We start from the raw sequence: 17,347 nt of genomic DNA, 5'->3' as shown, positions 1-17,347 counted from the left end.
CGAACACAGAAGTTAAGCCCTAGAACGCCGGAAGTAGTTGGGGGTTGCCCCCTGTGAGATATGGAAGTCGCTTAGCTTTAATCCGCCATAGCTCAGTTGGTAGTAGCGCATGACTGTTAATCATGATGTCGTAGGTTCGAGTCCTACTGGCGGAGTAGTTAAGAAAAAAGAGGTTTAGGCCTCTTTTTTTGTAATTAATAATCTATTTAGTGTTATTTTGAGTAAAGTTTCAGAGCCCTCCGTTTTCGATCAAGGAGATCTTTTTAGTACTTTAATTGAGGGTAGCGAAGAGGCTAAACGTTGCGGACTGTAAATATGATCCTTCGAGGGGTTCGCATCCTTCCGCTTCCATTATCTTAGTTTTTGAAATTTAGGTAGTATATTTGTTCCTATTCTGTCAACTTTTCCTATTTGTTATCTTTTTGAGGTTGGTATTTGAGCAATTCAGGATTTTATAATAACTGTTTATAATTTTTTGTTAGAATAAGGTCATAAAAAGAAAAGGAGTATATATTTATGCTACAAAGTATTTATGATCAGATGATGGATTTTTATAGAAATATTGAAGAAGAGTATGGTATGTTCTTGGGTGATAATTTTGATTGGGAACATGTTCATTTTAAGTTTTTGATTTATTATCTTGTCCGATATCGTATTGTGAGTCATCGGGATTTTATTGTTTACCATTATCGTGTTGCTTATCGTTTGTATCTTGAAAAATTGATAATGAAACAGGGTTTTGTTGCTTGATGAGACAGTATGAGTTAATTTCCGAACAACTTTTACTTTTTGTGGAAAAATAATGATAAATAGCCGGAATTTTTTCTAAAACATTTTTTAATAGTTGGAAATAGCAAATCTTTCTATTGTTTCTTCTTGATAAAAAGGCGATTTTTTCTTATAATAAATTGTAAGATATAATTGCAGGTGAGAGTCCTGCCATGTATGTGAGAAAGGAAGAGCCTGAGGGCTCAGACAAGATTATGACTTCAGTTGTTGTTGTAGGTACCCAATGGGGTGATGAAGGTAAAGGGAAGATTACAGACTTCCTTTCAGCGAATGCAGAAGTGATTGCGCGTTACCAAGGTGGTGATAATGCAGGTCACACGATTGTGATTGATGGCAAGAAGTTTAAATTGCACTTGATTCCATCTGGGATTTTCTTCCCTGAAAAAATCTCTGTTATTGGGAATGGTATGGTTGTAAATCCTAAATCTCTTGTGAAAGAGTTGAGCTATCTTCATGAGGAAGGTGTTACAACTGATAACTTGCGTATTTCTGATCGCGCGCATGTCATTTTGCCTTATCATATCGAGTTAGATCGTTTGCAAGAAGAAGCTAAGGGCGACAATAAGATTGGTACTACAATCAAGGGAATCGGTCCAGCTTATATGGACAAAGCTGCTCGTGTGGGAATTCGTATCGCGGATCTTTTGGATAAAGACATTTTCCGTGAGCGTTTAGAACGTAACCTTGCTGAAAAGAATCGTCTTTTTGAAAAATTGTATGACAGTAAAGCAATTGCTTTCGATGATATTTTTGAAGAATATTACGAATATGGTCAACAAATTAAGAAATATGTGACAGATACATCTGTTATTTTGAATGATGCGCTTGATAACGGTAAACGTGTGCTTTTTGAAGGTGCACAAGGTGTTATGCTAGATATAGACCAAGGTACGTATCCATTTGTTACGTCATCAAACCCTGTGGCTGGTGGTGTTACGATTGGTTCTGGTGTTGGTCCAAGTAAGATTGACAAGGTTGTAGGTGTATGTAAAGCCTATACGAGTCGAGTAGGAGACGGTCCTTTCCCAACTGAATTGTTTGATGAAGTGGGAGAACGTATCCGTGAAGTTGGTCATGAATATGGTACAACAACTGGTCGTCCACGTCGTGTGGGTTGGTTTGACTCAGTTGTGATGCGTCATAGTCGTCGTGTTTCTGGTATTACTAATCTTTCATTGAACTCTATCGATGTTTTGAGTGGTTTAGATACAGTGAAAATCTGTGTGGCCTATGATCTTGATGGTCAACGTATTGACTACTATCCAGCTAGTCTTGAGCAATTGAAACGTTGCAAGCCTATCTATGAAGAGTTGCCAGGTTGGTCAGAAGATATTACTGGAGTTCGTAATTTGGAAGATCTTCCTGAGAATGCGCGTAACTATGTTCGTCGTGTGAGTGAATTGGTTGGCGTTCGTATTTCTACTTTCTCAGTAGGTCCTGGTCGTGAACAAACAAATATTTTAGAAAGTGTTTGGTCCTAAGAGATTTTTAAGATTTGTTTAAGATAGGTCGGGTATACTATAGACAGTTACAAGAAGACCTCCTAACTTGTTGTAACAAATATCCTAAACTTTTCTTTTTCATAATAATCTCCCTATAAAGTCACCGCATTCGGTGGCTTTTTTTGTCTTGGGATTCATGATATAATAATAAAATCGATAAGTAGGAAAAGAGAAACGGATGAATTATACAGTTGAAGAAAAAGAAGTCTTTATGAGAGAGGCATTGAAAGAGGCTGAGATTGCTCTTGAACACGATGAAATTCCAATTGGTTGTGTGATTGTCAAGGACGGAGAAATCATTGGCCGTGGGCATAATGCGCGTGAGGAACTGCAGCGAGCGGTTATGCATGCGGAGATTATGGCCATAGAGTATGCGAACCTGAGTGAGGAGAGTTGGCGCTTGCTGGATTGCACGCTTTTTGTGACCATTGAGCCTTGTGTCATGTGTAGTGGGGCAATTGGACTCGCCCGTATTCCAAACGTGGTCTATGGGGCTAAAAACCAGAAATTTGGCGCTGCTGGGAGTTTGTACGATATCTTGACAGATGAGCGTCTCAATCATCGTGTGGAGGTTGAAACGGGAATTTTGGAAGATGAATGCGCAGCTATTATGCAGGACTTTTTTAGAAATAGACGGAAAAAATAATTTTGCTTTTAAAATGAATAGGAATGTGATATAATAAATAGTGGAGCAACAGTTCTGCGTGAAGCGGGTCAGGGGAGGAATCCAGCAGCCCTAAGCGATTTGAATTGTGTGCTCTTTTTTTCGTGCTTTTTCCGAATAAATAAGATAGAATAATCTAGAATAAATGATAATAGAAAAGAGAAGATGATGAAAATTCGTGGTTTTGAATTGGTTTCTAGTTTTACAGATGAAAATTTATTGCCCAAGCGTGAGACAGCGCATGCGGCTGGTTACGACTTAAAGGTTGCTGTGCGTACGGTTATTGCGCCAGGAGAGATTGTCTTGGTTCCGACAGGGGTTAAGGCTTATATGCAACCGACTGAGGTTCTTTACCTTTATGATCGTTCTTCAAACCCTCGTAAAAAGGGCTTGGTTTTAATTAATTCAGTTGGGGTCATTGATGGGGATTATTATGGAAATCCTGGGAATGAAGGGCATATTTTTGCACAGATGAAGAATATCACAGATCAAGAGGTTGTTCTTGAAGTTGGAGAACGTGTTGTCCAGGCTGTCTTTGCTCCTTTCTTAATTGCAGATGGAGATGCGGCTGATGGTGTTCGAACTGGTGGATTTGGATCGACTGGGCACTAGGATGAAGATAATTTTTGTACGTCACGGGGAGCCAGATTATAGTGAGTTAGAGGAGCGTTCTTATACAGGATTTGGGATAGATTTGGCACCCTTGTCTGAGGAGGGACGGCAGCAAGCTCAGGAACTGAGCACCAATCCTTTACTCACTTCAGCTGAAATAATCATATCTTCTGCAGTCACAAGAGCTTTAGAAACGGCATCTTATGTGGTTTGTGCTACGGGTCTTCCTTTAAGAGTAGAGCCTTTATTACATGAATGGCAGGTCTATGAAAGTGGCACAGATAATTTTGAAAAAGCTCGTACCATGTTTCTAGAAAATAAGGGGGAGTTACTTCCTAATAGTCCTATTCAATATGAGACAGCTGAAGAGATGAAGTCTCGTTTTCTAGAATGTATGTTTAAGTATCGAGAACATCAGACTGTGGTAGTTGTTGCTCATCGAATGCTCATGCTCCAGTTTGTGCCAAATGAGAAGATTGATTTTTGCCAAGTGATTGAGTGTGAGTTAGAGATATAGAAAGAGGTTTATCATCGCAAAGAAAAAAGCGACATTTGTATGTCAAAATTGTGGGTATAATTCACCTAAATATCTGGGGCGTTGCCCCAACTGTGGGTCTTGGTCTTCTTTTGTAGAAGAGGTTGAGGTTGCCGAGGTCAAGAATGCGCGTGTGTCCTTGACAGGTGAGAAAACCAAGCCCATGAAACTGGCTGAGGTGACTTCAATCAACGTCAATCGAACCAAGACGGAGATGGAGGAATTCAACCGTGTACTTGGAGGCGGAGTGGTACCGGGAAGTCTCGTTCTTATCGGTGGGGATCCTGGAATTGGGAAATCAACCCTTCTTTTACAAGTCTCAACCCAGCTGTCTCAAGTGGGGACTGTTCTCTATGTCAGTGGGGAGGAGTCTGCCCAGCAAATCAAGTTGCGAGCAGAGCGCTTGGGAGATATTGATAGCGAGTTTTATCTCTATGCAGAGACTAATATGCAGAGTGTTCGAGCTGAAGTGGAGCGCATCCAGCCAGACTTCCTCATCATCGACTCCATTCAGACTATTATGTCTCCTGAGATTTCAGGGGTGCAGGGGTCTGTTTCTCAAGTGCGTGAGGTGACAGCGGAACTTATGCAGCTGGCCAAAACTAATAACATTGCCATCTTTATCGTAGGGCATGTGACCAAGGAAGGAACCTTGGCTGGTCCTCGTATGTTGGAGCATATGGTGGATACGGTGCTTTACTTTGAAGGGGAACGCCACCATACCTTCCGTATTTTAAGAGCGGTCAAAAACCGTTTTGGCTCCACTAATGAGATTGGTATTTTTGAGATGCAGTCGGGTGGCTTGGTTGAAGTACTCAATCCGAGTCAAGTTTTCTTAGAAGAGCGTTTGGATGGGGCGACTGGTTCGTCAATCGTTGTAACTATGGAAGGGACGCGTCCGATTTTGGCGGAGGTTCAGGCTTTGGTAACACCGACCATGTTTGGAAATGCCAAGCGTACGACGACAGGACTTGATTTTAACCGTGCTAGCTTGATTATGGCTGTTTTGGAAAAGCGGGCAGGTCTTCTCTTGCAAAATCAGGACGCCTATCTCAAATCTGCTGGCGGTGTCAAATTGGATGAACCTGCCATTGACTTGGCCGTTGCAGTTGCCATTGCTTCGAGTTATAAAGACAAGCCAACTAATCCTCAGGAATGTTTTGTAGGAGAGTTAGGCTTGACTGGAGAGATTCGGCGCGTGAATCGTATCGAGCAACGCATCAATGAAGCTGCTAAGCTTGGATTTACAAAAATCTATGTACCGAAAAATTCCTTGACAGGAATCACTCCGCCTAAGGAAATTCAGGTCATTGGAGTAACAACGATTCAGGAAGTTTTGAAAAAGGTCTTTGCATAATCCGTGACAAATCCTCTTAAAAATGATAAGATAGGAGAAATATTTGACTATCAAATTTTCGAGGAGGGAATCGTGTCGTATTTTGAACAGTTTATGCAAGCCAATCAGGCTTATGTTGCCCTACATGGGCAGTTAAATCTGCCACTTAAACCTAAAACCAGAGTAGCCATTGTGACCTGTATGGACTCACGTTTGCACGTTGCGCAAGCTCTGGGATTGGCACTTGGGGATGCTCATATATTGCGGAATGCAGGTGGTCGAGTGACTGAGGACATGATTCGTTCGCTAGTTATTTCCCAGCAGCAAATGGGGACCAGAGAGATTGTGGTGTTACACCATACAGACTGTGGTGCTCAGACCTTTGAAAATGGTCCTTTTCAGGAGTATCTGAAGGAGGAACTAGGTGTCGATGTGTCAGACCAGGACTTCTTGCCCTTTCAAGATATAGAGGAGAGTGTACGTGAGGATATGCAACTCCTTATCGAGTCTCCCTTAATACCAGATGATGTGATAATCTCTGGTGCCATTTACGATGTGGATACAGGAAGTATGACAGTCGTAGAATTATAAATACTTCATTTAGAAAGAAAGTGTATGAAGAAAAACAGTATTTTATTTATTTTTATCTTATTGCTATGTATTGGTGTACAGTATGAAACCATCTACTATACGGACGGTTCGATGTCAGGTTCGGAATATGGACTAATGGGAGTTTCTATCTTTCTAGCTCTCTTTTACATGATTCCAGCTCTTTATTTCCTTTTCCGTATTGGGAAAAAATGGGAATTGCCAAAGAACGCCTTGATCTTGTCTTTATTGGGTGGGATGTTCCTTTCAGGCTGGTTGTCTAGCTTTGCTAATACCTATATCCATGATTTGCTGGGCGTTCTTTTCCCAGATAGTGCATTTTTAAATGCTTTTGAAAGTGCTATTGTGGCTCCTTTGGTAGAAGAACCCTTGAAATTGTTGCCACTTGTCTTTGTTTTAGCTTTGATTCCTGTGCGAAAGTTAAAATCTTTGTTTTTACTAGGAATTGCTTCTGGTTTGGGGTTCCAAATGATTGAGGATATTGGTTATATCCGTACGGATTTGCCAGAGGGATTTGACTTTACTATTTCGAGAATTTTAGAGCGTATCATCTCAGGAATTGCCTCTCACTGGACTTTTTCAGGTCTGGCTGTAGTAGGTGTTTACTTGCTTTACAGAGCCTATAAAGGACAAAAGATTGGCAAGAAACAGGGCCTTATTTTCCTAGGTTTAGCCTTGGGAACTCATTTCTTGTTTAACTCTCCTTTTGTAGAATTGGAGACAGAGTTGCCGTTAGCGATTCCAGTGGTTACGGCTATTACTCTCTATGGTTTTTATCAGGCTTATCGCTTTGTTGAGAAGCACAATGAGTTGATGAACTAGAATATTTCTCAAAAGACTGATGGCAAGGGTACAAATATGGTGCCCTTCTTTTATTTTTGATTGAAAAATAGTGCAAAAAGCGCTACAATGGTAGATGGAAAATCTTGTGAAAAGCACAAGTGATACATATATACCGGAGGAAATCATGTCTTTTTCTGATTTAAAGCTGTTTGCCCTTTCTTCTAATAAAGAATTGGCAGAACGTGTGGCGCAGGAGATTGGGATAGAGTTGGGGAAATCAAGTGTTCGCCAATTTTCAGATGGAGAGATTCAGGTCAACATCGAAGAATCAATCCGTGGGAAACACGTCTTTATTCTACAATCAACTAGCTCGCCTGTAAATGACAATCTGCTTGAAATTTTGATTATGGTGGATGCTTTGAAGCGTGCGAGTGCAGAATCTGTCAATGTTGTCATGCCTTACTATGGGTATGCACGTCAGGATAGAAAGGCGAGAGCGCGTGAGCCAATCACTTCAAAACTTGTCGCAAATATGCTTGAAGTAGCTGGAGTGGATCGTTTATTGACCATCGACTTGCATGCTGCGCAGATTCAAGGATTCTTTGATATTCCTGTGGATCATTTGATGGGGGCTCCTCTGATTGCGGATTATTTTGAGCGTCGTGGCATGGTTGGTTCTGACTATGTGGTTGTCAGCCCAGACCATGGAGGGGTGACTCGTGCCCGTAAGTTGGCAGAATTTTTGAAAACATCTATCGCTATTATTGATAAACGTCGTAGCGTTGATAAGATGAATACTAGTGAAGTCATGAACATCATCGGTAAGGTCGAAGGCAAGACTTGTATCTTGATTGATGATATGATTGATACTGCTGGAACGATTTGTCATGCGGCAGATGCACTTGCGGAAGCTGGTGCTGTTGAAGTCTATGCAAGCTGTACGCACCCAGTTCTTTCTGGCCCTGCTATGGATAATATCCAAAAATCAGCTATTAAGAAATTGGTTGTTTTGGATACCATCTATCTGCCAGAAGAGCGTTTGATCGATAAGATTGAGCAAATTTCAATCGCTCATCTCCTAGGTGATGCTATTGTACGTATCCATGAAAAACGCCCACTTTCTCCACTTTTCAGTATTGAGAAAAAGATTTAATGCTCAAGCCTGAGATAATTCTCAGGTTTTTTTCATCTCTTTTCCGAATAAATAGATAGAGCCAGAGAATCTAGGAAACCTAGATTTAAAACTGTGGTATAATAAAAGGAGGAAGAGGATGATTCTAAGACATCCGGGCATCAGCCCAACCAATGATTTGGTTGCTGAGAAAATCTTTAGTAATCCAGAAATCACTTGTCAATTTATCCGCGATATGCTGGATTTGCCAGCCAAAAATGTGACCATTTTGGAGGGAAGCAATATTCACGTCTTGCCTTCCCTGCCTTATTCAGCGCAGGATTTCTATACCAGTATAGATGTTTTGGCAGAGTTGGACAATGGCACGCAGGTTATTATCGAAATCCAAGTTCATCATCAGAATTTTTTCATTAATCGTTTATGGGCTTACCTGTGCAGTCAGGTTAATCAAAACCTAGAAAAAATTCGCCAACGTGAAGGTGATACACACCAGAGTTACAAACACATCGCACCAGTATACGCTATCGCAATTGTGGATAGTAATTACTTCTCAGATGATTTAGCTTTTCATAGCTTTAGTATGCGTGAAGACATGACAGGTGAGGTCTTAACTATCACCAATAATGGACAAGAAAATCATCTGGTCAAGATGGCATTCTTGGAATTAAAAAAATATAGAGAAACCAGCAAAGACAAGGTTCGCAAGCCATGGTTGGAGTTTTTCGGGAATAAACCCTTTACCCAACAACCCGAGCGAGTCATCAGTCAAGCAGACCAACTGCTGGACTACAAGAGCTGGTCCGAGGAGGACAGGAAAATGTTTAGTCAACTACGTATGAGAGAAGAACAAGCCTTGTTAGCACAGGACTATGCCTTGGAGACAGCTAGGGCAGAGGGGCTGGAACAAGGTATTGAACAAGGTATTGAAAAAGGTTTAGAGCGTGGACGAGCTGAGGGGATTGAACAGGGACTGGAGCGTGGGAAAGTTGAAGGAAGGGAAGAAGGAAAACTCTTTGCTTTCCTAGACATGGTTCGACAAAATCTTCTGACACCAGAGGTAGCCAGTCAGCAATTAGGCATGACGGTCGCAGAGTTTGAGGCCTTGCTATAAGGTCATATTTTAAATAGTAGAAAGTTGATGAAATGGCAAGTTCTTATCAATAAACTTGCCATTTTTACTTGACATTTAGAAGTGTTTATAAGATAATACCATAGACGTGAGTTCTGTCCAACTGTCTATGTGGATTAGATATGAATGATTTTACTCAAGGATTATAAGTTTGTGAGATTTTCACTTGAAAAATGCGGTATTTGACGGGTATTTTTCTCACAAAAATGTTTTTTTCACTTTTTTTCTAAAAATGGGTAAAAACTTTAAAAACTAGAAGAAAACCCTTGACAAATCCTGCAAATATTTATATACTGTATGGTAGTAAGATAGTCTTACGAAAAAATATATAATAAAAAATGAAGGAGATAAAACGATGAAAAAAGTTTTATTGACAAGCGCAGCAGCACTTGCTGTATTTACAGTTGCACCTGTTTTTGCAAATGGTGAGAACCCAGCTTCAACTAACCAATTGCTTCAAAAGAAATATGTTTCTGAACGCGATATTGCTGAAGAAGCTAACCGTCAAGTAGCCTTCCATGATTCTGAAATTCGCACTGACGCTGAGCGCCAATTTAAAGAACAAGGTAACAAATCATTAGCAGATGCAGAGAAAGCATTACAAGATTTCTTATATTCAGGCTATTCAGGACATGATTTTTCTGATAAAAAAGCAGCTTTAGAAGCAAACATTGCAGCAGCGAAAGAAAAATCAAATCAAACATTTGCAGATATTTACAGTAAAGTAAAAAATCGTTACGTTCAAAAATTGCAAGAGCAATATCGTGCTACTGCAATTGCAGAGGGTAAATACTATAACGATGTTGATGGAGTAGAAGACAATAAACCTGGTAATACTCGTATCAGTGAAGACCAAGCTAACCAAGGTACTCAAGTTGCTAAAGGATGGGTTAAAGATACTAAAGGTCAATGGAGCTATGTCCTTGATGAAAAAGGAACAAAAGCTACTAGCTGGAAACAAATTGATGGTAAATGGTACTTCTTTAACGCTGAAGGCGTAATGCAAAAATGGTGGGTTAAAGATGGTAACACTTGGTACTACCTAAACGGTTCAGGCGAAATGCAAACAGGTTGGTTGCTTGACGGTGGTAAATGGTACTTCCTTGAAGCATCAGGTGCTATGAAAGCTAGCCAATGGTTCCAAGTAAAAGATAAATGGTACCACGTTGACGGTTCAGGTGCATTGTCAGTTAACACTACTGTGGGTGGTTACACTGTAAACGGAAACGGTGAATGGGTTAAATAATCTAGTTTAATCAAAAAAGTAGAAGATTTCTTCTGCTTTTTATTTTTTTCATAAAAAGTTCAGTTTTTCTTAGAATTTTTGTAAAAATAAGATACAATAAAGAGAAGCATAGTAGCTAAATTTTAAGAATGGAGAATCTTTACATGAAAAATAAAAAAGCTTTAGCTCTAGCTCTTGCTAGTGTCACAATGGCAAGTGGAGTAGTTTTGACAAGTTATTCTGCTACAACTGCTAGTTCAGTAAGTGCTGAAGAAGTTGTTTATAGAACTGAGTGGGTCACAGTGATTAATGGTCGTTCACAAGAACGTAAGACAGTTTTTTATGAAGACGGTAACCAGCCGATCTCTAAACATTCGACAATTGAAGGCTTTGAATTTCAACGTGCCTATGTTGAAGGTGGAAGAAAATACTATTTGTTTGTTGAAAAAGGAACAAAAATTGAAGATCATGCAAATGATCCAGATGCTCCAGTGAGTGAGTTAAATACTCAGGGATATAAAACATCTGACAAGGACGTAAAATGGCGTGAGTCAGCAGGAAACCGTTATCTTTACTATAAAGGTAACCCAGTAAAAGGTTGGGCAAGTGTCGATGGTAAAACTTACTACTTTGATAGTGAAGGTGTTATGGCACGTGGTGTCATTGAAAACACATCTGAACGTTACTATCTAGACGGACAAGGTGTTAAGAAAACTGGTTTCATTAAAGTAGGAGAAAAAACCTATTATTTTGTGTCAGATGGAGCTCGTAAGACAGAGATTATCTCTGAAAATGGAAAAACTTATTTTGTCAAAGACGGTGTTATGACAACTGGAGCTCATAAGGTAGGTACTAAATGGTATTTCTTTGCTGAAGATGGCACAACCAAGTCAGGTATTGTAAAAGATAGCGCTGGTAAATGGTATTACATCACTGCAGAAGGTGACCGTAAGACAGGCCTTATCAAAGGTGCTGACGACAAGTATTACTATGTTACTGAAGAAGGTGAACGTAAGTTCGGTGAAATCACTGTTGATGGTAAAACCTACTTCTTGACAGATGATTCTAATACAAAAGCTGGCTGGAATAAAGTTGATAATCAATGGATTTATGTTAATAAAGAAGGTAAACGTCAAACTGGCTGGCTTAAAGACGGTGGTAAATGGTACTACTTTAATGCTGAAGGCGTGATGCAAAAATGGTGGATCAAAGATGGTAACAAATGGTACTTTCTAAATGGTTCAGGTGCTATGGAAACTGGCTGGTTGCAAGATGGTGGTACTTGGTACTACCTAAACAGTTCAGGTGCTATGGAAACTGGCTGGGCTAAAGTTGGTGGTACTTGGTATTACCTTAAAGGCTCAGGTGCTATGGTAACTGGTTGGTTCCAAGTAGGTGGTAAATGGTACTATGCCTATAGTTCAGGTGCCCTTGCAGTAAGCACTACAGTTAACGGTTACTATGTAAATGCTAATGGTGAGTGGGTGTAGTTTGAATTTATTTCTGTAGCTAGGAGATTTTTCTCCTAGTTTTTTGTTATGTGACTTTTAGTCCATCTCGCTTCTGTCGGCTTAGATTCTTGTTTTCGAAAACCATTTCCACATCAATAGCTCATTACCATAATTCTGAGATAACTAAAGTAAATCATAGCATATGTAATAATGAAATTGCTCTGTAGATTTTTTGACCTATACAACTAAATAAATGTTATTGTATGTAGTTCTCTTACAACTTTATATCATAATATCTAAAACCAAAATAGATAAAATAATTGACAAAATGTTAAAAAAACTATATATTTGAAACAGGTATATGATACAATTCCGAAGAAATAAAGAGTGAATGCGGTATTGGTGTTTTTACAAATTTACGATCTATTTAAAATAGATCAAAAAATTTAAAGGAGGTTCAGAGAATGATAGATACAATGGTTTTAGCCAAATATGTTCTTTCAATCAATCCTGATCTAAGAGTTGGGAATTATGATAACAATTTGAAGCTTAATAAATTACTATATTTCTCTAGCTTAATGTACTTTTCAGTATTTAAAGAAAATCTAATTAACAATTCTTTCGAGCGTTGGGATAATGGTCCGGTTATTAGGGATGTTTATAAAGAATTTAGATACAATGATTTGATCTCTAATAGCGAGTGTGAGACAAATATAGTCTCTGATAAAGAAAAAACAATTATTCAAATTGTTAATTTTATTTATGGAAATAAAACATCTAACGAGCTAAGTGAGGAAACGCATCTACACAACATTTGGAGAGATGCATCTCGAAATGAATGTTTAGACTTTCAAAAATTGAATTCATCAATCATTGCTTATATGAAAAATTTATACTCAGTCTATCAGACAGTTGATTTGGAAAATCTACACAAAGAAGTTATTAACGGAAATACATATCTATACTACGATGATATTGATTTGACATCGGAAGATTATTTGAAAGTACTTCAGCAGGTGGGGGCAACAGAATTCCCAATCTTTTTAGAAATATTGGATGGAGAGTTGGTGTTTTCATAAATGGATATATTTATTGCGCGAGTAAAATTTCCAAATGACCCTACAGGGACTATAGTACCTCATCAATTGTTTGTCGGTAATTATATTGCCAATTCGAGTATTGAATTTTATTCTATTTCTAGTATTTTCGGTAAAGAAAACAGAGTTTATTCTCCTGATGGTTCCAGTAATCCAGAAATTGTGTTAATTATAAATGATGATCAAACTAACAATGGATTTAGAGTACCATCATTTATTGATTGTAGCAAGTCGTATACTATTACATTGGATGAGACTGCCAAATTACACGCATTTAAGAATCGAAATATTAGTCAGAGCTTACGCTCTATAATAACTTCTAAAATAGAAGAATTAAAGAGTGAAGGCAAACATACTAATTATTCAATCTCATTCAATGACTTTATTAGTTGGAATAATGTTTTAACAAGTAAAAATTAACTTTTGTTGTTACAATTTAATTATTTCCTTACAAACATATAAAAACTAAGTCATTTAGTAATAATATGACTTAGTTTTTATATGTTTTTTAAAAGCTATCAATTAATTGAATTTATGACTATATAGGTCACAAACATAGAATTTCATTAGACTTCCTGCGAAACAAAAAATGATAAAATAGAGGTATGAACTATAAATTTAGTCAAGTGCTCTCCAATAGTCGTTTTAAACGATCTAGTTGGAATTATAGTGGATTGAATTTATAAAAGTACGCCGTGACTGCTAAAATACTTCTATAAACTTATAACAACGCCTCAAATTCAGCGACTGTCATGCCCAACTGCTGGCTGGCAACCTCGGAAGTCAGGAGACCTTGGCGAACCATGTCTAAGAAGGCAAAAAGTTTCCCTTCTTCCCTTCCTTCAACTTTCCCACGCTCTAAGCCTTTTTCTTCAGCTTGTTCCAAGGCATAGTCCTGTGCTAACAAGGCTTGTTCTTCGCGTCTGCGTTGTTCACTAAACATTTTCCTGTCCTCCTCGGACCAGCTCTTGTAGTCCAGCAGTTGGTCTGCCTGACTGATGGCTCGCTCGGGTTGTTGGGTAAAGGGCTTATTCCCGAAAAACTCCAACCACGGCTTGCGAATCTTGTCTTTGCTGGTTTCTCTGTATTTTTTTAGTTCCAAGAATGCCATCTTGACTAGATGGTTTTCCTGACCGTTGTTTGTAATTGTTAAAACCTCACCTGTCGTATCCTCACGCATACTAAAGCTATGAAAAGCCAAGTCATCTGAGAAGTAGTTGCTATCCACGATTGCGATAGCGTATACTGGTGCGATATGTTTATAGCTCTGGTGAGTATTGCCCTCTTGCTGACGAGTTTTTTCTAGGTTTTGATTGACCTGACTGCACAGGTAAGCCCATAAACGATTAATGAAAAAGTTCTGATGATGCACCTGAATTTTAATGATTACTTGCGTGCCATTGTCCAACTCTGCTAAAACATCTATACTGGTATAGAAATCCTGTGCCGAGTACGGTAGGGAAGGCAAGACGTGAATGTTACTTCCCTCCAAAATGGTCACATTTTTGGCTGGCAAGTCCAGTATATCGCGAATAAATTGACAAGTGATTTCTGGATTGCTAAAGATTTTCTTAGCAACCAAATCATTGGTCGGGCTGATGCCTGGATGACGTAATGCCATATTCTTTCTCCTTTCATTATAGCACATTTTCAAATCTAGGTTTACTGGATTCTCTGGCTCTATCTATTTATTCGGAAAAAGGATGAAAAATACTCGGTCTGGCTCTTCCCAATGGTATTTTTCCCTGCTTTCCTTTATAATGGGTGTATGGATAAGAAAAAATTATTATTGATTGATGGGTCTTCTGTTGCTTTTCGGGCGTTTTTTGCCCTCTATCAGCAGTTGGACCGTTTTAAGAATGCGGCTGGTTTGCATACCAATGCGATTTATGGTTTTCAGTTGATGTTGAGCCATTTGTTGGAGCGGGTTGAGCCGAGTCATATTTTGGCGGCTTTTGATGCGGGAAAGACGACCTTCCGGACAGAGATGTATGCAGATTATAAGGGTGGTAGGGCTAAGACTCCGGATGAGTTTCGTGAGCAATTTCCCTTCATTCGTGAGTTACTGGATCATATGGGGATTCGTCACTATGAGTTGGCTCAGTATGAGGCGGATGACATTATTGGGACACTGGATAAGTTAGCTGAGCAAGATGGTTTTGATATTACCATTGTCAGTGGGGACAAGGACTTGATTCAGCTGACGGATGAGCATACGGTGGTTGAAATTTCCAAGAAAGGTGTGGCTGAGTTTGAGGCCTTTACGCCAGACTATCTCATGGAAAAGATGGGCATTACACCGACTCAGTTTATCGATCTCAAGGCGCTCATGGGTGATAAGTCGGATAATATCCCTGGAGTAACCAAAATCGGTGAAAAGACGGGTATCAAGCTCTTGCTGGAGCATGGTTCGCTTGAGGGAATTTATGAAAATATCGATAGGATGAAGGCTTCTAAAATGAAGGAAAATCTCATCAATGATAAGGAACAGGCCTTTTTGTCTAAAACACTAGCGACCATTGATACCAAGGCACCGATTGAGCTTGGTTTAAAGGATTTGGTCTATAGCGGTCCAGATGTGGAAAATCTTGGAAAATTCTACGATGAGATGGGCTTCAAACAGCTCAAACAGGCTTTAAATGTGTCGTCAGCTGATGTGGCTGAGAGTTTGGATTTTACTATCGTTGACCAAATTAGTCAAGATATGCTGAGTGAAGAGTCTATCTTCCATTTTGAGCTTTTTGGTGAGAATTACCATGCGGATGATTTGGTTGGTTTCGCCTGGTCTTGTGGGGAAAAGCTCTATGCTACAGACAAGCTTGAACTTTTGCAAGAGCCGATTTTCAAGGACTTTTTAGAAAAAACACCTCTGAGAGTTTATGACTTTAAGAAGGCTAAAGTTCTCTTGAATCGTTTTGGTGTGGATTTGCAGGCGCCTGCTTTTGATAGCCGTTTGGCTAAATATCTCCTTTCGACTGTGGAGGACAATGAAATTGCGACTATTGCTAGTCTTTATGGTCAGACTTATTTGGTTGATGATGAGACTTTCTATGGTAAGGGAGTCAAGAAGGCCATTCCTGAACGCGAGAAATTCTTAGAACATTTGGCACGTAAGCTTGCTGTTTTGGTTGAGACTGAGCCTATTTTGCTTGAAAAACTTAGCGAAAATGGGCAATTAGGGCTTCTTTATGATATGGAGCAACCTCTGGCTTTTGTTCTTGCCAAGATGGAAATTGCTGGTATTACGGTCAAGAAAGAGACCTTACTTGAGATGCAGGCTGAAAATGAGCTTGTCATTGAAAAACTGACTCAGGAGATTTATGAACTGGCTGGTGAGGAGTTTAATATCAACTCGCCTAAGCAGTTGGGTGTCCTTCTCTTTGAAAAATTGGGACTTCCTCTAGAGTACACTAAGAAAACCAAGACAGGTTATTCGACAGCGGTGGATGTCTTGGAGCGTTTAGCTCCTATTACTCCGGTTGTTAAGAAAATCCTAGACTATCGTCAGATTGCTAAGATTCAATCTACTTATGTGATTGGTTTGCAGGACTGGATTTTGGCTGATGGCAAGATTCATACTCGCTATGTGCAGGATTTGACCCAGACTGGGCGTTTGTCTAGTGTGGATCCAAATTTGCAAAATATTCCTGTGCGTTTGGAGCAGGGGCGTCTTATTCGGAAGGCTTTTGTACCAGAGTGGGAGGATAGCGTCCTTCTCAGCTCGGACTATTCACAGATTGAATTGCGTGTTTTGGCGCATATTTCTAAGGATGAGCACTTGATAAAGGCTTTCCAAGAGGGAGCAGATATCCATACTTCGACAGCCATGCGGGTCTTTGGCATTGAGCGTCCTGAGGATGTGACTGCAAACGACCGTCGCAATGCCAAGGCTGTCAACTTTGGAGTGGTTTATGGAATTTCAGACTTTGGCTTGTCTAATAATTTGGGCATTAGCCGTAAGGAGGCCAAAGCCTACATTGATACCTACTTTGAACGCTTCCCAGGTATTAAAAACTACATGGATGAAGTGGTGCGTGAGGCGCGTGATAAGGGCTATGTAGAGACCCTCTTTAAGCGTCGTCGTGAGTTGCCAGATATCAATTCGCGCAACTTCAACATTCGTGGTTTTGCGGAGCGGACAGCTATCAACTCTCCTATCCAAGGATCGGCGGCAGATATTCTCAAGATTGCCATGATTCAGCTGGATAAAGCCTTGGTTGCAGGTGGTTATCAGACTAAGATGCTGTTGCAAGTGCACGATGAAATCGTTCTTGAAGTTCCTAAATCTGAATTGGCAGAGATGAAAAAATTGGTCAAACAAACCATGGAAGAAGCCATTCAACTCAGTGTTCCCCTTATCGCAGATGAAAATGAAGGGGCAACCTGGTACGAGGCTAAATAAAAAGGGGCTCTTTGTCAACTGTAGTGGGTTGAATAAAAGCTAAGATCTAGAAAGGACGAAATTTGTCCTTTCTTTTTTGAT

The 17,347-nt window shown here is 39.6% G+C and carries 16 protein-coding genes, 1 tRNA gene and 1 other RNA gene; 17 read left to right on the top strand and 1 reads right to left on the bottom strand.

Annotated features, from left to right (window positions below):
• Positions 1-81 precede the first annotated feature (81 nt).
• The 16 genes from M1G12_RS09655 (at position 82) to M1G12_RS09580 (ending at position 13,284) form a co-directional block, all read left to right on the top strand.
• Positions 82-155: transfer RNA gene (locus M1G12_RS09655), tRNA-Asn, on the top strand.
• Positions 156-516: 361 nt separating this feature from the next.
• Positions 517-750, top strand: a complete 234-nt coding sequence (gene comW, locus M1G12_RS09650) for a sigma(X)-activator ComW (RefSeq protein WP_000941923.1) — start codon at positions 517-519, stop codon at positions 748-750.
• A 233-nt stretch (positions 751-983) separates the two neighbouring features.
• Positions 984-2,270 (top strand): adenylosuccinate synthase, encoded by a 1,287-nt coding sequence (locus tag M1G12_RS09645; RefSeq protein ID WP_001832534.1) that lies wholly within the window; start codon positions 984-986, stop codon positions 2,268-2,270.
• Between the two features lie 199 nt (positions 2,271-2,469).
• Positions 2,470-2,937: a tRNA adenosine(34) deaminase TadA gene (gene tadA, locus M1G12_RS09640; RefSeq protein ID WP_049499058.1), complete on the top strand. Its 468-nt coding sequence runs from the start codon at positions 2,470-2,472 to the stop codon at positions 2,935-2,937.
• 32 nt (positions 2,938-2,969) lie between these two features.
• Positions 2,970-3,067, top strand: an RNA gene (gene ffs, locus M1G12_RS09635) — signal recognition particle sRNA small type.
• Between the two features lie 56 nt (positions 3,068-3,123).
• A complete protein-coding gene (locus M1G12_RS09630) occupies positions 3,124-3,567 on the top strand; it encodes a dUTP diphosphatase (protein WP_000701987.1) in 444 nt (147 codons plus the stop codon).
• Entirely contained in the window at positions 3,527-4,084 is a 558-nt protein-coding gene (locus tag M1G12_RS09625) for a histidine phosphatase family protein (protein ID WP_247949829.1), read from the top strand. Before M1G12_RS09630 ends, M1G12_RS09625 begins: the two co-directional genes overlap by 41 nt.
• Before the next feature lie 13 nt (positions 4,085-4,097).
• Positions 4,098-5,459 (top strand): DNA repair protein RadA, encoded by a 1,362-nt coding sequence (radA, locus tag M1G12_RS09620; RefSeq protein ID WP_077804517.1) that lies wholly within the window; start codon positions 4,098-4,100, stop codon positions 5,457-5,459.
• Between the two features lie 72 nt (positions 5,460-5,531).
• Complete coding sequence (locus M1G12_RS09615; RefSeq protein WP_004237611.1) at positions 5,532-6,029, top strand: beta-class carbonic anhydrase; 498 nt, start codon at positions 5,532-5,534, stop codon at positions 6,027-6,029.
• Between the two features lie 24 nt (positions 6,030-6,053).
• Entirely contained in the window at positions 6,054-6,869 is an 816-nt protein-coding gene (locus M1G12_RS09610) for a PrsW family intramembrane metalloprotease (RefSeq protein ID WP_049547057.1), read from the top strand.
• Between the two features lie 145 nt (positions 6,870-7,014).
• Positions 7,015-7,983: a ribose-phosphate diphosphokinase gene (locus M1G12_RS09605; RefSeq protein ID WP_000010158.1), complete on the top strand. Its 969-nt coding sequence runs from the start codon at positions 7,015-7,017 to the stop codon at positions 7,981-7,983.
• Between the two features lie 118 nt (positions 7,984-8,101).
• A complete protein-coding gene (locus M1G12_RS09600; RefSeq protein ID WP_247949828.1) occupies positions 8,102-9,073 on the top strand; it encodes an Rpn family recombination-promoting nuclease/putative transposase in 972 nt (323 codons plus the stop codon).
• A gap of 373 nt (positions 9,074-9,446) precedes the next feature.
• Complete coding sequence (locus tag M1G12_RS09595) at positions 9,447-10,337, top strand: alpha-2-macroglobulin (protein WP_239822405.1); 891 nt, start codon at positions 9,447-9,449, stop codon at positions 10,335-10,337.
• 143 nt (positions 10,338-10,480) lie between these two features.
• Positions 10,481-11,806 carry a nucleoside triphosphate hydrolase gene (locus tag M1G12_RS09590; RefSeq protein WP_282186076.1) on the top strand — a complete coding sequence of 442 codons (1,326 nt, stop codon included), beginning with the start codon at positions 10,481-10,483 and terminating at the stop codon, positions 11,804-11,806.
• Positions 11,807-12,231: 425 nt separating this feature from the next.
• Complete coding sequence (locus M1G12_RS09585; protein WP_247942602.1) at positions 12,232-12,846, top strand: Panacea domain-containing protein; 615 nt, start codon at positions 12,232-12,234, stop codon at positions 12,844-12,846.
• Positions 12,847-13,284: a hypothetical protein gene (locus M1G12_RS09580; protein WP_247942603.1), complete on the top strand. Its 438-nt coding sequence runs from the start codon at positions 12,847-12,849 to the stop codon at positions 13,282-13,284.
• Between the two features lie 301 nt (positions 13,285-13,585).
• On the opposite strand, the gene M1G12_RS09575 is transcribed toward M1G12_RS09580, so the two are convergent.
• Positions 13,586-14,485: an Rpn family recombination-promoting nuclease/putative transposase gene (locus tag M1G12_RS09575; protein ID WP_247949827.1), complete on the bottom strand. Its 900-nt coding sequence runs from the start codon at positions 14,483-14,485 to the stop codon at positions 13,586-13,588.
• A 147-nt stretch (positions 14,486-14,632) separates the two neighbouring features.
• Between M1G12_RS09575 and polA the strand changes: the two genes are divergently transcribed.
• A complete protein-coding gene (polA, locus tag M1G12_RS09570; RefSeq protein WP_247949826.1) occupies positions 14,633-17,266 on the top strand; it encodes a DNA polymerase I in 2,634 nt (877 codons plus the stop codon).
• The last annotated feature ends 81 nt before the right edge of the window (positions 17,267-17,347 follow it).

Origin of the sequence: Streptococcus mitis, from assembly GCF_023110375.1 — a bacterium.
GTDB classification, from domain to species: Bacteria; Bacillota; Bacilli; order Lactobacillales; family Streptococcaceae; genus Streptococcus; species Streptococcus mitis_CI.
This window is presented reverse-complemented; position numbering and strand designations above follow the sequence as displayed.

Excerpts from the sequence above, each read along its gene's own strand:
- M1G12_RS09610 (WP_049547057.1), top strand. The coding sequence starts at position 6,054 with ATGAAGAAAAACAGTATTTTATTTATTTTTATCTTATTGCTATGTATT.
- tadA (WP_049499058.1), top strand. The coding sequence starts at position 2,470 with ATGAATTATACAGTTGAAGAAAAAGAAGTCTTTATGAGAGAGGCATTG.
- M1G12_RS09605 (WP_000010158.1), top strand. The coding sequence starts at position 7,015 with ATGTCTTTTTCTGATTTAAAGCTGTTTGCCCTTTCTTCTAATAAAGAA.
- M1G12_RS09625 (WP_247949829.1), top strand. The coding sequence starts at position 3,527 with ATGGTGTTCGAACTGGTGGATTTGGATCGACTGGGCACTAGGATGAAG.
- M1G12_RS09575 (WP_247949827.1), bottom strand. The coding sequence starts at position 14,485 with ATGGCATTACGTCATCCAGGCATCAGCCCGACCAATGATTTGGTTGCT.
- M1G12_RS09595 (WP_239822405.1), top strand. The coding sequence starts at position 9,447 with ATGAAAAAAGTTTTATTGACAAGCGCAGCAGCACTTGCTGTATTTACA.
- M1G12_RS09585 (WP_247942602.1), top strand. The coding sequence starts at position 12,232 with ATGATAGATACAATGGTTTTAGCCAAATATGTTCTTTCAATCAATCCT.
- M1G12_RS09580 (WP_247942603.1), top strand. The coding sequence starts at position 12,847 with ATGGATATATTTATTGCGCGAGTAAAATTTCCAAATGACCCTACAGGG.
- comW (WP_000941923.1), top strand. The coding sequence starts at position 517 with ATGCTACAAAGTATTTATGATCAGATGATGGATTTTTATAGAAATATT.
- polA (WP_247949826.1), top strand. The coding sequence starts at position 14,633 with ATGGATAAGAAAAAATTATTATTGATTGATGGGTCTTCTGTTGCTTTT.
- M1G12_RS09645 (WP_001832534.1), top strand. The coding sequence starts at position 984 with ATGACTTCAGTTGTTGTTGTAGGTACCCAATGGGGTGATGAAGGTAAA.
- M1G12_RS09630 (WP_000701987.1), top strand. The coding sequence starts at position 3,124 with ATGAAAATTCGTGGTTTTGAATTGGTTTCTAGTTTTACAGATGAAAAT.
- M1G12_RS09590 (WP_282186076.1), top strand. The coding sequence starts at position 10,481 with ATGAAAAATAAAAAAGCTTTAGCTCTAGCTCTTGCTAGTGTCACAATG.
- M1G12_RS09600 (WP_247949828.1), top strand. The coding sequence starts at position 8,102 with ATGATTCTAAGACATCCGGGCATCAGCCCAACCAATGATTTGGTTGCT.